15 protein-coding genes and 6 tRNA genes are annotated in these 14,165 nt (G+C 56.9%); 8 read left to right on the forward strand and 13 right to left on the reverse strand.

The genetic code is table 11. The features are described 5' to 3' along the window. Nucleotides 1-3 precede the first annotated feature (3 nt). Nucleotides 4-603, reverse strand: a complete 600-nt coding sequence (cei, locus tag CLAC_RS12295; RefSeq protein WP_082313150.1) for an envelope integrity protein Cei — start codon at nucleotides 601-603, stop codon at nucleotides 4-6. A 193-nt stretch (nucleotides 604-796) separates the two neighbouring features. Between cei and CLAC_RS05615 the strand changes: the two genes are divergently transcribed. Further along, nucleotides 797-1,093 carry a DUF4193 family protein gene (locus CLAC_RS05615; protein WP_053412063.1) on the forward strand — a complete coding sequence of 99 codons (297 nt, stop codon included), beginning with the start codon at nucleotides 797-799 and terminating at the stop codon, nucleotides 1,091-1,093. 81 nt (nucleotides 1,094-1,174) lie between these two features. Here the strand turns inward: CLAC_RS05615 and CLAC_RS05620 are convergent, their stop codons facing one another. Then, the gene (locus tag CLAC_RS05620; protein WP_053412064.1) at nucleotides 1,175-1,690 is read right to left on the reverse strand and encodes a DUF3093 domain-containing protein; all 516 of its coding nucleotides are present in this window, start codon (nucleotides 1,688-1,690) and stop codon (nucleotides 1,175-1,177) included. Nucleotides 1,691-1,791: 101 nt separating this feature from the next. Between CLAC_RS05620 and dut the strand changes: the two genes are divergently transcribed. The 3 genes from dut to CLAC_RS05635 all read left to right on the forward strand — a co-directional run bounded on the left by dut (nucleotide 1,792) and on the right by CLAC_RS05635 (nucleotide 4,448). After that, nucleotides 1,792-2,247 (forward strand): dUTP diphosphatase, encoded by a 456-nt coding sequence (dut, locus tag CLAC_RS05625; RefSeq protein WP_053413300.1) that lies wholly within the window; start codon nucleotides 1,792-1,794, stop codon nucleotides 2,245-2,247. A 68-nt stretch (nucleotides 2,248-2,315) separates the two neighbouring features. Further along, complete coding sequence (locus CLAC_RS05630; protein ID WP_053412065.1) at nucleotides 2,316-3,152, forward strand: DUF3710 domain-containing protein; 837 nt, start codon at nucleotides 2,316-2,318, stop codon at nucleotides 3,150-3,152. A gap of 42 nt (nucleotides 3,153-3,194) precedes the next feature. After that, the gene (locus CLAC_RS05635) at nucleotides 3,195-4,448 is read left to right on the forward strand and encodes a class I SAM-dependent RNA methyltransferase (protein WP_053412066.1); all 1,254 of its coding nucleotides are present in this window, start codon (nucleotides 3,195-3,197) and stop codon (nucleotides 4,446-4,448) included. Nucleotides 4,449-4,474: 26 nt separating this feature from the next. Here the strand turns inward: CLAC_RS05635 and CLAC_RS05640 are convergent, their stop codons facing one another. Together CLAC_RS05640 and CLAC_RS05645 are read right to left on the reverse strand one after the other, a co-directional pair. Continuing rightward, nucleotides 4,475-5,722, reverse strand: coding sequence for an HRDC domain-containing protein (locus tag CLAC_RS05640; protein ID WP_245621994.1), 1,248 nt, complete (start codon nucleotides 5,720-5,722; stop codon nucleotides 4,475-4,477). A gap of 89 nt (nucleotides 5,723-5,811) precedes the next feature. Continuing rightward, the gene (locus tag CLAC_RS05645; protein WP_053412068.1) at nucleotides 5,812-6,393 is read right to left on the reverse strand and encodes a DUF3000 domain-containing protein; all 582 of its coding nucleotides are present in this window, start codon (nucleotides 6,391-6,393) and stop codon (nucleotides 5,812-5,814) included. A 147-nt stretch (nucleotides 6,394-6,540) separates the two neighbouring features. Here CLAC_RS05645 and hemE point away from each other — a divergent pair, with 147 nt between their 5' ends. From hemE to hemQ, 3 genes are all read left to right on the forward strand, one after another. After that, on the forward strand, nucleotides 6,541-7,650 hold the full coding sequence (gene hemE, locus CLAC_RS05650; RefSeq protein WP_053412069.1) for a uroporphyrinogen decarboxylase: 1,110 nt from the start codon (nucleotides 6,541-6,543) through the stop codon (nucleotides 7,648-7,650). Nucleotides 7,651-7,724: 74 nt separating this feature from the next. Continuing rightward, entirely contained in the window at nucleotides 7,725-9,218 is a 1,494-nt protein-coding gene (gene hemG, locus CLAC_RS05655) for a protoporphyrinogen oxidase (protein ID WP_053412070.1), read from the forward strand. 33 nt (nucleotides 9,219-9,251) lie between these two features. Further along, a complete protein-coding gene (gene hemQ, locus CLAC_RS05660) occupies nucleotides 9,252-9,950 on the forward strand; it encodes a hydrogen peroxide-dependent heme synthase (RefSeq protein ID WP_053412071.1) in 699 nt (232 codons plus the stop codon). 103 nt (nucleotides 9,951-10,053) lie between these two features. Here the strand turns inward: hemQ and msrB are convergent, their stop codons facing one another. The 3 genes from msrB to CLAC_RS05675 are packed head-to-tail and all read right to left on the reverse strand — an operon-like array spanning nucleotide 10,054 to nucleotide 12,644. Further along, on the reverse strand, nucleotides 10,054-10,470 hold the full coding sequence (gene msrB / locus CLAC_RS05665) for a peptide-methionine (R)-S-oxide reductase MsrB (RefSeq protein WP_053413301.1): 417 nt from the start codon (nucleotides 10,468-10,470) through the stop codon (nucleotides 10,054-10,056). A gap of 13 nt (nucleotides 10,471-10,483) precedes the next feature. After that, nucleotides 10,484-11,833 carry a glycosyltransferase family 87 protein gene (locus CLAC_RS05670; RefSeq protein WP_245621995.1) on the reverse strand — a complete coding sequence of 450 codons (1,350 nt, stop codon included), beginning with the start codon at nucleotides 11,831-11,833 and terminating at the stop codon, nucleotides 10,484-10,486. A 16-nt stretch (nucleotides 11,834-11,849) separates the two neighbouring features. Beyond that, nucleotides 11,850-12,644: a dihydrofolate reductase family protein gene (locus CLAC_RS05675; RefSeq protein ID WP_053412073.1), complete on the reverse strand. Its 795-nt coding sequence runs from the start codon at nucleotides 12,642-12,644 to the stop codon at nucleotides 11,850-11,852. Nucleotides 12,645-12,748: 104 nt separating this feature from the next. Here CLAC_RS05675 and CLAC_RS05680 point away from each other — a divergent pair, with 104 nt between their 5' ends. Next, entirely contained in the window at nucleotides 12,749-13,252 is a 504-nt protein-coding gene (locus CLAC_RS05680) for a ferritin (RefSeq protein ID WP_053412074.1), read from the forward strand. A gap of 142 nt (nucleotides 13,253-13,394) precedes the next feature. Here the strand turns inward: CLAC_RS05680 and CLAC_RS05685 are convergent. The 6 genes from CLAC_RS05685 to CLAC_RS05710 form a co-directional block, all read right to left on the reverse strand. Further along, nucleotides 13,395-13,467: transfer RNA gene (locus tag CLAC_RS05685), tRNA-Gly, on the reverse strand. A gap of 35 nt (nucleotides 13,468-13,502) precedes the next feature. Then, nucleotides 13,503-13,574: transfer RNA gene (locus CLAC_RS05690), tRNA-Val, on the reverse strand. A 51-nt stretch (nucleotides 13,575-13,625) separates the two neighbouring features. Continuing rightward, nucleotides 13,626-13,698, reverse strand: a tRNA-Gly gene (locus tag CLAC_RS05695). 35 nt (nucleotides 13,699-13,733) lie between these two features. Continuing rightward, nucleotides 13,734-13,805: transfer RNA gene (locus CLAC_RS05700), tRNA-Val, on the reverse strand. Between the two features lie 33 nt (nucleotides 13,806-13,838). Then, a tRNA-Cys gene (locus tag CLAC_RS05705) sits at nucleotides 13,839-13,909 on the reverse strand. A gap of 72 nt (nucleotides 13,910-13,981) precedes the next feature. Beyond that, a tRNA-Gly gene (locus tag CLAC_RS05710) sits at nucleotides 13,982-14,054 on the reverse strand. Between the last annotated feature and the right edge of the window lie 111 nt (nucleotides 14,055-14,165).

The following is a 14,165-nucleotide window of genomic DNA, read 5'->3' on the forward strand; positions in this document are numbered from 1 at the left end:
AGATTATCCGCAAGTGTTTGGCGCGAGGTTTTCTAATGTCGCGCTGTCCACCTGCTCGCCGCGGTTAAGAGCTGACATCGCATCGGAAATCTGGCCTCCGGTCGGTAGAGCTTCGAAGCCCTTTCCCAAGGATACGTCGACACTGGGGTCCTGTCGCCCATCCTGGATCAGTTCAAAGCAGGGCAGCAGGCTGTGGAGGGCGACTACCTGACTATCGTTGCCAGCTCCGAAGCGAAGCTGGCCGAAGCATTCGAGGTTCTGCTCAGGTACTTGTGGGTCATTGCCGAAGGGGGTTTCGGAATCGGGCGTGAAACCGAGAGTGCGTAGCTGATCGGCGACGGTGGTAGCTTGACCGGTTGCACCGTTCGCGTTGAAGACTCGGACAGGTACTTCTGAAGGCGAGGAAAAATTCACGCCAACGAGACTCGTTGAGGAAACTGGCGTGCCAGCGCTGGGCATAGAACAGGAGACTGGGTACGACTTAGGCTGCTGCGAGAAAGCGAATACCCAGCTAACTACTGCCAAAGCAACGCATATTGCTGCGACCGCAATGTAAGGCAGGGGTGCTTTTCGAGGCATCTTGCGTGACGTACCGGTGCTCATACGCTTCGATGTTAGTGCTAAGGCAGCCGAGACGGCTAAAAAGGCTTTTCGACCTGGAGAGATGACAGATTGAGTGAATTGGCTTAATATCCGCACAGAAATGTTAAAAGCCGGCGCAAATATTCGTCTCGGCGCACCGCAATGAAGTCGAGCCAAATTCACCTGGTCGGAGAGTGGAAAGTAGGTTAGAGAGATGCCCGTTGATTACGATGCCCCGCGAGGACGCGAAGCGGAAGAGATCGAAGCCGATTCCCTCGAAGGACTGCAGGCAGCGGCCGCGGATAAGGAAATCGACGACACGGACGACGGGGAAATTGTAGAGCCCTTCGAGCTGGCGATCGCCGATATCTCCGGCGAGGAGTTCGATATCGATGTCGCTCCAAAAGGTGCGGACGAATTCACCTGCGGATCTTGCTTTATGGTGATGCACCGCTCGATGATTGCAATTGATAATGGTGACGGCTTCCCAATTTGCAAGGACTGCGCCTAGCTTGAGTTTGCTCGTAGACCCCAGAAGCCCGACAAATACTGTCTGTGGGGCAGACAGAGCAGGGCTGGGGTTTTCGAGATTTTAGGGCAAGAAGGTTTCCAGTAACTTTTCTGGATTCCTGGTGGAAACGAGCCAATACGGGGTCGGGTCGTCCGGATCATCGAGTACGAGAAGTACCATGGCCGGAATCCAGGTGTGGGTTACGAGGAAGGCTGCCGGATCTAGCTGCCGTCCGAGTGCGTTGCGCTGAGCGGACTTCGGCACAACGAGTGACTTTTCGACTACAGAGGCCGGCAGAACAGCAGAACCGGCGTGCAGCCAGCGTTCGCCCGTCGGATCAACCTCGACAGAAACCCTTGTCTTGGACATCGCCAGGAGAATCCAGATTCCCACCGCATAGCAGATGATGCCGCCCACGAAGAGCCAGATAGGCGAGCGATTAAAACCGATTTGAGCAGTACACACGAAGGCGCCTACCGCGCCGATTACCCAATACCACCAAGGCACCCAAAGTTTCTCGGAATAGGCGATTGTAGAACCCCGGCCAACATCTGCCCCGGGTGCAACTGGATTCTGCTTGTTTTCGTTTCCACTCACAGAACTTCATTCTAGGCTACGGATAGACTGATGCTGCGGACGACCGCCGCTGAGTGCAATCTTTACAACTGCGATGGAGAAAATAGGAAGTGAACCCGAACATTTCAGGATACGAGCCAGTGAAGGTCAAGAAACTCGTCGACGACGCAGTCATTCCGCAGCGGGCCCATCACGACGACGCGGGAGTCGACCTCAGCGCTATCGAGCCAGTTACGCTCCGCCCGGGGCGGCGTGCACTGGTAGGCACCGGGATTGCCATCGCCTTGCCGGCTGGAACGGTGGGACTCGTGCACCCGCGTTCGGGTCTCGCGTTCAAAAAGGGGCTTTCAATCGTTAACGCTCCTGGAACCGTCGACGCCGGGTATCGGGGAGAGATTAAGGTCTGCCTAATAAACCTGGATCCCGAAGAAGACATTGTCATCGCAAAGGGCGACCGCATTGCCCAACTTGTTGTGCAAAAGGTTGAACTGACGCCATTCGAAGAAGTGGACAGCCTTGACGAGACCGAACGTGGCGAAGGCGGACACGGGTCGACGGGCGTCGATTCTCCCCTGTAGGTTTAGAAGCAAATACTTGAAAAATTTGGGTCCAGAAGAAAAATCGGGCTGAGGAGTAAATAGAAGTCATGTGGCCATTTGGTAAAAAGTCGGAGGGATCGGCGAAAGACGCTGCTGAAGTGGCATCTGATAATCAAAACCCCGTAGCGCAGTCAGCCGTATTGCAGGAAAGCGACGCGACTGCGGAGATGAAGCAGGCCCCCGGAACCACAGACTCGATGTATTCCTTGGAGACCGTTCCTGGAGCGGAAGACGCAGAGATGCCACGACTGACGAAGTCCGGTGGCGGTCCTTTTGATGTCGAGGACGCTCACCCGGACCAGTACGATTTCTCGGACTTCGCTAAGGCCCGGCTGAACCTGGGGTCCGTTCTACTTCCAATCCCGCACGAAGGCGATATCCAGGTGGAAATGGGTCCGCAGGGCCCGACAATGCTGCATGTTGCTACTCAGTTCGGCCGGGTGACGCCAGTGGCATTTGCCGCTCCGACATCTGGTGGCCTGTGGGAGTCTTCCGCACAAGAGATTCGCGAAGGCCTGGAGAAAGACGGCCTCGAAGCAGACGTCGAACGTGGCCCGTGGGGCACCGAGGTTATCGGTCGTACCGGAGACATGGAGATGCGCATCATCGGAGCTGACGGCTACCGCTGGATGCTGCGCATGACCGCGTCGGGTCCAGCCGAACACGCGCAAGCGCTCGCTCACGTGGCACGCGGAATTCTAGCGCGCAGTTTTGTTTCCCGGGGAGAGGACCCGATGCCGGCAGGCCAGGCGCTGCCCGTCACGCTTCCTTCCGCTATGGCGGAACAAATTCGCGCTGCTTACCAGCAGCAGACTGCCGCAGCTCAGAACCCGGGTGAAGTGCCCGGCGCTCAGGGTATTAATCCCGACGGATCGACGAACTAATTGGCCTTCGCCAGTGTGGCACCATTTGAGAAAGCACGCTAAGTGATTATTGAGGCTAGGGTCGATCGGCCTGCCGCGGGCGGAGAATTCATCGCGCTTTACGACGGGCGAATCGTCCTCATTAAGGGTGGCATTCCGGGCGAAACCGTACGAATTCGCATCGCCAACCCGGATGCCAAACTATGGCGTGGCGATGTCGTGGAAGTACTCGAAGCGTCCGCGGGCAGGGTAGAGCAGCCTTGCGCTGCGGCGAAGGCTGGGGCCGGCTGTTGCGATTGGGGCTTTATCTCGCCGGTTTTCGCGTCCGATATTAAGGGAGAAATCGTTCTGGATTGTCTGCGGCGTCTCGGACGCTTCGATTCTGACTCGCTGCCCGAAATTGCGGTGAGAGCCCTCGCTCCAGCTGAGCACTGGAGGACACGCGTCCGACTGGGAGTAGACCACCTTGGACGCGCTGGAATTCGAAAGGCCGCATCTCAAGAACTGGTTATAGGACGAGACTGCGCCCAGGCCGACGAACGGCTGCTGGAAGGTCTTGACCGGCCGGGTTCGGTACTGCTCGAGCAGTCGGCTGGTAAGAGCCGCAGGCATCGTAAACCAGGTGAACTGCATGTGGCTATAGATACAGAGGGGCACCGCAGCGCTGTCCATGTACAGGGTAACGGTCGGCACAGGCGTCAGCGTGTCATTGAAGGCGGTGCCTCGTTGAAGGAGAACATCCACGGCATCACCTTCGATATTCCGACGACTGGGTTTTGGCAGGCGCACAGAGCCGCTCCAGCCTACTACACCGACAGAGTAGCGGAGCTTTTGGCGCCGTTTGAGCCCAGAATTGGTTGGGACCTCTACGGTGGGTCAGGCGTTCTTGCTGCAGGCCTACTCACAGCGATGGGCTATCCGGAAAATTCTGAGGTCAGTGTTGTTTCCGTGGAGAATTACGCCGCATCGTCGGCGGCCGGGCGCAAAGCTTTTGCAGGTTACCCTGTCGAGTTCGTGACAGGGGAAGTTGCCGGCGCAGCCCGAAAACTCGCCGCAGAGGCGAAAGCGGAGCACTGCTCGGTCGATGTAGTAGTTCTCGATCCGCCCCGTTCAGGTGCTGGTAACGAGGCCGTGGCGGCGATAGCGTCGGCAAGCCCGAAAGCTGTAGTGCACATTGGCTGCGACCCGGCGACCTTCGCGCGGGATGCTCGATTCTGGGCCGACGCAGGATATCGGATGACTCGCCTAGAGGCGGTCGATGCCTTTCCACTTACGCACCACGTGGAGACTATTTCTCTGTGGGAGCGCAAGGTATAGGCCGACTGATAGCTCGAGGAGCAACCCTAGCGCTGGCGCATAGGAAGTAGCACCTGTGCCCCGATAACCTCGGAGAGACATTCAGCCTGCCACGGGCGGGCACCCCGGCCACGGAGATGGTCGTAGATGGCGGTGACATTGGGGAGGCTGCGGGAATAATCGCGGTTGATGTGCGGTGGCCGGGAGTTCTCGGCTATCGAATGCATCCACCAAACTAGGTCGCGGGTCTGTGCGGAGGTAATCAGAATATCAGCACGAATGCCCAGGAAGTCTGTCGCAACCGAGATTGCCTCGTGGACGTTGTCATATAGTGCGGCAGCGCGGGGCTCATGCTCGATCCACCGCTTAAAATGCATCTCGCCACCCCGCTTCGAACGCTCTGGTAGCGGCCAATCAGACTGAGGCTCCTGCAAAGCAGATTCGACGACTCGGAGCCAGGCTGTCGTAGCCCCGCGCTTACGTCGGGGGAACCCCTTGATGGACGAGATTTCGCCGGGGGAACGTGGAACCTGCTCCGCAATAGTGCGCAATACCTGGTGACCGAGGATTTTGGTGGGAGATACGTCGCGGGCGCGGGCTATGCGGTCGCGCTCCCGCCACAGAGCCCTTGCGATGTTCAACTGTTTCGGTTGACGCAGCTTGCCCATACCCTTGAGCCTGCGCCAATCCTGGTCGATATCCAGGCCTTGGAGGTAGCGCCTATTTTCGTCAAGAATGTGATCGCATTCCTGCTGTAGCCATTCGAAACGGTCACGTTCTCTGAGAGCGTCGGTAAGCACCTGCGCCAACTCGTCTAACAGCTCCACGTCGAGAGCGGCATAGTCGAGCCAGTCGGAGGGTAACGGGCGCAGGGACCAATCCTCGCGGCCGTGGCCTTTTGCCAAGCCGATTCCGAGGAAATCCTCGGTGAGGGCAGCTAAATTAGCCCGCTGAACCCCGAGAATTCTGCCGGCCAGCTCGGTATCGATGAGCGAGCTCGGATAGAGACCGAGAGCTGCGAGACAGGGCAAATCAGACGGTGCCGCATGGATAATCCAAGTCAACTTGTTGAGGTACTCCGCCAGCTTGCCGACGGCCGACCTGCCTTTTTCAGGGTCGATGAGGAAAGTGCCGGCGTTTCGCCTTCGCAACTGGATGAGAAACGCGCGGTCATCGTACCGATAGGCAGATGCTCGTTCGGTGTCAACGGCGAGCCATCCGGTGCCTCGCGCCAGAGCTTGCCCTGCGGCGAGGATATCCGCTTCCTCGACCAGCACCTCAGGAGTGCCGTCCACGGGCTTTAACCGAACGGGAATTTTACGGACAGAAGGGCCGCTTCGCTCGGAGTCTGCGTTATACAAGGCGATATACAGTCGGGCGGGGACTACTTGCCTAGGACCGTGACGCCGACCGGCGGCAGCCCCGCGACATTTGCCAGTACCTGGGCGAAGGACTCGACGTGAGCTGTGAGGTCATTATCGCCCGCGGTCCAGGACGCGCGCATCTCGACCTGAAAGGCCTGGGGCTTACCGCCGATGTCTCCGTAACGGACAGAGTTCGTGGTGGTAACCGTACCGCCCAGGCTGCTGTACGAGGCCCCGTTTTCCTCGAAGGCTTCAGTAAGCCACTGCCAGGCAACCTGGGGGAGAAGGGGATCTTCAGCCAGTGCTGCATCCATGTCTGCCTGGATGTAAGCAACGAGGCGCATGGAACCATCCCAAGTTTCTTCCGAGCGGGGGTCATGCAGGAGGATGAGTCGACCGAAAGCATCGCCCTCCGAGGTCTCGGGAATGGCAACTACTTCAGGCTGAGCAACCTCCAAGCCAATTGCGTGGCTATAGGGCGCCAACTTCTGCGGTGGCCGGATTGTGCCCAGAGAGATTTCGGGGCGCAGTTGGGCGGCGTGCATCGTCTCAACTGCGTCGAGAAATGCCTGTGGCGTTGAATCGGTTCCAGTCACGGGCATGAACTTAGCTATCTGTCAAGCCCGGTAGTGGGAGGCGCGCCGAAAGTACACCCCACGTCGGCTCGCCGTGAAAAACAGTACTAACAATCGTTGCGAGAGAAGTAAACTTCTTACCCACCTGTATAAATTTTCTAAGCTGTTTGGGGCATGATGGTCGATATGAATAACCGTCGTGCTTTGAAAGACGCACCGATTATCGATGCGGCCTACGGCAGGTCGCCATCCCGTCGCCCCGTGTGGTTCATGCGGCAAGCAGGCCGTTCGCTTCCGGAGTACCGGCAGGTGCGTAAGGATATCGCGATGCTGGACTCGTGCTTCCGTCCAGATCTGCTTGCGGAGATCACCATGCAGCCCGTACGCAGGCACGATGTCGACGCTGCAATCTTGTTCTCCGACATTGTCGTCCCGCTCAAGGCCGCTGGCGTTGATCTGGATATCGTGCCAGGGAGAGGGCCGGTTGTCGAAAATCCGCTTCGTTGTTCGAACGATATCGAGGCACTTCCAGATGTCGCTGAGGAGCAGCTGGCGCCCATTGCCGAGGGGATCGGCCTGATTCTTGGCGAACTGAACGAATCTCAGGCTCTTATTGGCTTCGCCGGCGCTCCGTTTACACTCGCCTCCTATCTCGTCGAGGGTGGTCCATCGCGCAACCACGAGCAGACGAAGGCGTTGATGCATTCGAATCCCGAGCTGTGGCACAAACTGATGCAGAAGATTACCCCGATGGTGATTACATTCCTCAAAGCCCAAATTTCAGCTGGCGTCGATGCGGTTCAGCTATTCGATTCCTGGGCCGGATTCCTCACGCAGCGTGATTATCGTCGTTTTGTCTTGCCGTATTCGACGGAAATCTTCGCCGCCGTTGCGGACGCGGGGATTCCCCGCATTCACTTCGGAGTCGGCACAGGCGAACTGCTCGGGGCTATGGCAGAGGCGGGCCCAGAAGTAATGGGTGTCGACTGGCGAGTTCCACTCGATGCAGCGGCGTCCAGGATTCGTGCATCGCTGGCTGAGGCGACACCGGGTGCGGACCCCGAGTCCACCGCGTTAGCGCTTCAGGGCAATCTCGATCCAGCGATTCTCTTCTCGGGAGAAAAAGCGCTCGAAGCAGAAATCAAGAGGGTCTGCAGCGAAGCCGACCGCGCGATTGCTCGAGGCAATGCCCGCGGACACATCTTCAACCTGGGGCACGGAGTTCTCCCGCAAACTGACCCAGGCATGATTACTCGGGCGGTGGAGATAATTCACAGCAACTAGCCCCAATTACTCAATAAAGCCAAAAACAAACTGACCGCGCTGCTATGAGTGGCGCAGATAGCGTATGAAAAACCGTGGTTGTCAAACCTCAAACCGTCGCTGTAATCGGTGCCGGTATTTCCGGACTCACAAGTGCGTACGAGCTTCGCCGAAGATTAGGCCCGGGCGCTCGAATCGTAGTGGTTGACGGGGCAGAAAAAATCGGCGGCAAATTGAAGACCGTCCTTACCGAACGCGGGCCGCTCGAAGTCGGTGCCGAGGCTTACTTGGCTTTCCGTAAAGATGCCACCGACTTCTTCACCAAATTGGGGCTTGGCGACCAGCTAGTGCCCCCGTCGACGTACCCGTCGCAGCTCTACGTCGGAGGCAAGCTGCGCCAGCTGCCTCGCAACACCATTATGGGCATTCCCGCGAGCCCCGGGGGTCTCGAGGACCTTTTGCCGGCTAAGACGCTCGAGACTATCGCGAACGAATCCAATCTAGAACTCTCAGCCGGAATCCACTGGGTCCCGGGAGACGATATGAATGTTGGCCAACTGGTGGCTGCTCGCTTCGGCCCCGATGTAGTCGATCGGATCGTCTCGCCTCTACTCGGTGGCGTCTACTCGTCGACTGCCTACGACTTAGGCATCCGGGCGACCATTCCCCAGTTGGCGAATGCTCTGGACTCTATGGCTAGCGCCGGTGAGTTTGTCAGCCTTGGCGGGGCGGTAAAGAGAGTCCTAGACGGCCGCAAGCAAGCGCAACAGCCAAGGCTCGGATCGGAGGCCGTGCATTCAGAAGGCAAGGAAGGCAAACCGATTCCGAAACGCCCGCCAGTCTTCAAAACCTTCCGAGACGGGTTCGAGGTGCTTTATTCGACGCTCGCCGAGGAGTCGGGCGCGGAATTGATTCTCGGCACTGTGGGAACTGCGATTCGCAGGGTAGATACAGGTTTTGAACTCTCGTTGGAGCCGACGTCGGCAAGCGAAGAAAGCCACGAGAGCTTGCTTGCCGACGGGGTGGTCGTTGCGGCGCCGGCGAAGTCCACTGCCCAACTTGTGGCGAAATTGGTGCCGGACGCTGGAGAAATCATCGGTGGTGTGGATGCCGCGAGTTGTGCAGTCGTCGCGATGTGTTTTGATTCTGCCGAGGGGTTGCCGGAAATCAACGGAGTGCTGTGCGAAATCAACTCAGGGCTGTGCGCCAAGGCATTTACCATCTCGTCCCGGAAATGGCCGCATATTAGCGAGGGATACCCAGCGGTTGTGCGTGCTAGCTTTGGCCGGCTTGACGACGATTCCGCTGTGCACCTCTCCGACGAGGAACTGGTAGAGCACGCGAAACGCGATTTGGCACAGGCCACTGGATTTGCGGTGGAACCGGCCGAAACAATTGTCCAACGGTGGTGGAACGGAATTCCCAAGTTCGATGTTGGCCACGGTCAGCTGATGGACTTTGCGACCGCGGATGTAGCTACGGTGCCGGGATTGGCCTTAACGGGGGCTTGGCTGAGTGGCCCCGGAATCCCCGAGTGCATTGCCAACGCACGAGAGGCTGCGGCGAAAGTCGCTGCGGAAATCAATTAATCTTCTATAACCTTGAATTAGTAAGGAGCAAAGATGGCGAAGTTGGATTTTAAGAAGCTCAACGAAACCGTGCGATACACCATGTGGTCAGCCTTTAAAGTCCGCCCTGGACAGCTTGGTGAAGACCGCGTGGACGCAATAGCGAAGACCCGGAAATTCCTGGAGCGCTACGAGAATGAGGACCTAATCATTCGCGGTTTTTACGATATTTCTGGCATGCGCGCCGAGGCAGACTACATGTTCTGGATTCACGCAGAGAAGATGGAGGACCTCCAGGCCTTCTACAACGCCTTCCTTCGTGAGACGCCTCTTGGACAGGCCTCCACTGCGCACTGGTCGAACGCTGGTCTGCATCGACCGGCTGAGTTCAACAAGTCGCACCTTCCGTCGTTCATTATGGGCGAGGAACCCGGCCGCTGGATCGCTGTGTATCCGTTCGTGCGTTCCTACGAGTGGTACGTGATGGATTCCGCGAAGCGTCGCAAGATTCTGGCTGAGCATGGAATGGCCGGCCGCGACTACCCAGACGTTCGTGCCAACACCGTCCCCGCATTTGCGCTCGGCGACTACGAGTGGATTCTCGCCTTTGAAGGTCCTGAGCTCGATCGAATCGTCGACCTGATGTGGAAGATGCGCTACACAGAAGCTCGACTTCACGTCCGAGAGGAGATTCCGTTCCACACCGGTCGTCGCGTCGACGATATTGAGGAGATTATTAACGTTTTGCCGTAGCCGGAAAGGCTTTGGCGAAAGCGCAAAATGCGACAAGCTGGGTGCTTGTCGCATTTTCTATATCGGCCATGCGCAGTTTAAAGGATTAACTTGAAAGTACGACCTACTCGGCTTCTTCCAGGGTCAGCGAAATCGAATTGATGCAGTAGCGCAGATCGGTTGGGGTATCGTAGCCCTCACCCTCGAATACGTGACCAAGGTGGGAGTTGCAGCGCGCGCACAGGACCTCAGTGCGCACCATGCCGTGGCTGGTGTCCCGGCGCTCGATTACGCGATCCCCAGCTAGCGGCGAGAAAAATGATGGCCAACCGCAATGGGAGTGGAATTTCTCCGTAGAGCGGAACAGTTCAAAACCGCAGGCGCGACAGCGGTAGACTCCCGCGGTTTCCGTGTCCGTGTATTCGCCGGTAAAGGCGCGTTCGGTTCCGGCTTCACGAAGCACCTGGTACTCCGCGGCTGACAGCCGCTCGCGCCACTGTTCGTCCGTCAGGTTCCAGTCTTCGAATGTTGAGTCAGGCATGGTCATTTGTCTCCTAGCTCGATTGGGCGTTGGATGAGTTTGCGCCCGGAATCCATTTTCCGAGCCAGTCGAATCCGGACTTAAAGCTACGCCCGTTACGGACATCTTCAATAGTCATCCTGATTGAAGCGCCTGCGATAGTAAGAATCAGCAAACCCCATCCGAACGCCGCAATCGCAATAGTGAACCAAGAGGTGAGGAAATCCCCGGTTTCAACAATCCAGTTAGCCAGGAAGAAGCAGAGGACCACGGCAAGCCCTGCAGGCCAATTGAGCATCACGGTTCTGGCGACCGTCCCTTCTTCGTTCTTAGTGCCCAGCAGCGGTGGCAGGATACTCAGCACCAGAGGGAATAGCATCAGAGAGTAGTACTGCTGCCCGAGGGAGGACAGGAAAAATGCGCCAGTCAGGAGCAGCCCTGAGGTCGTGGTAAGCCAAAACTTTTCATCGCGTTCGAGCCAACGAAGAAGAAGTACAAGTGCGACGATTACGAAGGCCGCAAAGAAAACCTGCCAAAGCAAAATCAATTTCGGGTTCGCGCCGAACCAAACCAGCTGGCCGGGGAGTGATGCGTTAGCATAATCGCGCACGATGCCCAGGTAAGGAATTGTGATATCAATATAATCCCGCGGCTGCACCATGACCGGCCAGGCCGCGGCGTTAGCAGCAGTTACAACGGCAATCGCGGCAATCACCGTGGAAAATTGCCTGCGCATAAACGGCAAAAAGAGTAGTGGTAAGAAAACAGGTTTAATCGCGATAGCAAGCCCGATGATCAAACCTGCCAGAAGGCTCTTCCTCATATCGAGGAGAATCAGGAAGGCAACGAGCGCTAGGAAAAGCGAACCGTTGACGTTCGTGAAGTCGAGAGTATTTGTGACCGGCTCAGTCAAAAACGCAATAGCAACCAAACCCGGAATCAGTGGGCTCTGCTTTTCGACTCCAAGCCAGCGCAGCAGCATAACCAACGCCGCGACGATGGCGATGGCCTGAATTATTGCGAACCATAGTCGCCCCGAATCAATATCCCCGAATAGAGCCATAGGGGACAGCAGTAGTGTCGCACCGGGCGAATAGAGGTAGTGCGGATCCGTTGTCAGATAGTTTTCGGAATATACCGGAACCCCGGAAACAAAGCGATCAACGGCGGACCACACGGTCGTAAAGTCATCCGTTGACGCGAGATTGCTCGAAAGAATCCAGGCGCGGTGAATGATTTCGACAATCACAATCGGCCACAGGAAAGAACACAGAGCTCTAGAAAGGTTCTGTGGAATCCATCGGGGAGCAAAGGCGCCGCCGGTGAGCCTTTCATCCGAGGGAGTGGGGCATTGCTGCTGTGTCGGCGAAGAAGTCGAATTCACACTGTTCAGGTTATCGTTAGCGCTGCCGAAAATAGCGGAGGAATGTATGCGAGTCGTCTATTAAGGCATCCGCCAAGGTAAATTCGCGTGGTCGAACTTTCCTCTTTTTATCGTCTGCGGCGGGAGCCTGCCCGAACGTCGTTGGCCCGGCTCCGACCCAAAAAGGTGACACCGTGAGCAGCAGCTCGTCTACACAGTCCAAGCGCAATGCTTCCGCATACATAGTCGGACCGCCCTCAAAAGAAATATCGCAGTAACCCCTCGCTCCCAGCTCTCCAAGTGCTGCGTAAACGCTTGGCTCTATAAGGGGGACCACGTTGGCCCCAGCCTGCACGAGTGCTTTACGACGCTCACAGAATCGCTCTCGGTCATCTTTCGCTACGTTGCTGATTTCCGCCGTGAAAATGATGGGCTCCGGAGAGAGGTCGTTTGCTGCGGAAAAGAATGGCAGCGATGGGTCGATATCTAAGGATCGTGACAGCGTAGCCATGACGACATGCTCACGGCGTCCTTGCTCTTGTCTAACCTCCATTTGGCTATCGGTGATTTCGACGGGGCCATATTCTTCTGCCGCGATTGTTCCGGAGCCGGCGAAAACGACGTCGGAGAGCGCGCGATGGGTATTAAAGATTTCCGCGTCCATGGTGTTGCCGAGGCCGCCAGAGGTTCCCTCCATAGCGCCGCGCCCATCCAGGCTGGTGACGGCGATGGCTGAAACACGTGTCTGACCAGGTAAAAAGTGGGTACGAGAAGTGGGCGATGCATGGCCTAGAAACTTGAGAATCTCGGAGAAGGGCGGTTGCGTAGGCATGAAACAAAGCCTATGCGTCAATTAACTTAATAGGCAAGGCCTGGCTAAATTGAGTAGGTTCATAGTCCTTGCCGATTGTATTTTGCGCAATTATTGTATGAGTTATGCGACTTACTGACACTCTTGAAAAGGCTTTCAACGATCAACTGACCATGGAGCTGACCGCTTCCCACGTCTACCGCCAGTTGGCGATCGAGCTGGACCTGCTGGACCTGAGCGGTATGGCTACCTGGATGCGTGCGCAGGCTGAAGAAGAAGTTACTCACGCGAACATGTTCATTGCGCACCTGGACAATCGCGACAACCGTCCGCAGATTGGCACTGTTCCGGCCCCGGAGGTCAAGGTCACCAGCGCTCTCGATGCATTCCGTGCGGCTCTCGAGCATGAAGAGCGGGTCTCCGCATCGATCAGAGCACTGCGTAAGCTCGCAGACGAAGAAGGCGACATTGATTCCCGGCCGCTCCTCGACTCTTTCCTTTCTGAGCAGATCGAGGAAGAGGACACTGTCCGCACAATTATCGGCCGCCTGGAGCTAGTCGGCGATGACGGATCGGGGGTCCTGCGAATTGACCGCGAACTGGGCGGTCGTTCGGACGGGGCTGCGTAAAGCGCTTGAGGCACTACCTAGTTGGCACGAAAGTTGGGTAACTAGGTAGAGAATAAAAGCCGCACCTACATTTGCGTGGGTGCGGCTTCTCGCGTGGGCTACCGAAAAATAAAAGCCCTCCCGGTGAGGGGAGGAATGTTTGAGCGGATGACGGGACTCGAACCCGCGACCCTAACCTTGGCAAGGTTATGCGCTACCAACTGCGCTACATCCGCGTAACGTTCACCAATCGAAGATTGGTTAGACGTTGTGCGCGATACTGGGATTGAACCAGTGACCTCTTCCGTGTCAGGGAAGCGCTCTCCCGCTGAGCTAAACGCGCTGATATGAGTAGAACTCATAAGCAAAAGCCCTCTAGAGAGGGCGTCTGCAGAGCGGATGACGGGACTCGAACCCGCGACCCTAACCTTGGCAAGGTTATGCGCTACCAACTGCGCTACATCCGCGTAACGTTCACCAATCGAAGATTGGTTAGACGTTGTGCGCGATACTGGGATTGAACCAGTGACCTCTTCCGTGTCAGGGAAGCGCTCTCCCGCTGAGCTAAACGCGCTTATTCATGAAAATCGATTGAATTTTCATGTTGAGGTGGAAACGGGAATCGAACCCGTGTACACGGCTTTGCAGGCCGTTGCCTCGCCACTCGGCCATTCCACCGTGAGACATATTCACGCCTCTTTTGGCTGCTCAAAATTTTATATCATGCGATAAGCCATTTTGAAAAACCAGAGCGGATGACGGGACTCGAACCCGCGACCCTAACCTTGGCAAGGTTATGCGCTACCAACTGCGCTACATCCGCATTGCTTTTCCGAAGTAAGTGGGCTGCCGCCAGTATGACGGGAAGTAGCCACTTCCTTGCGGTGCGAAGAAAACATTAGCGCGGTTTCCGGTTTGATTACAAATCGCCTGT

The organism is Corynebacterium lactis RW2-5, from assembly GCF_001274895.1.
GTDB classification, from domain to species: Bacteria; Actinomycetota; Actinomycetes; order Mycobacteriales; family Mycobacteriaceae; genus Corynebacterium; species Corynebacterium lactis.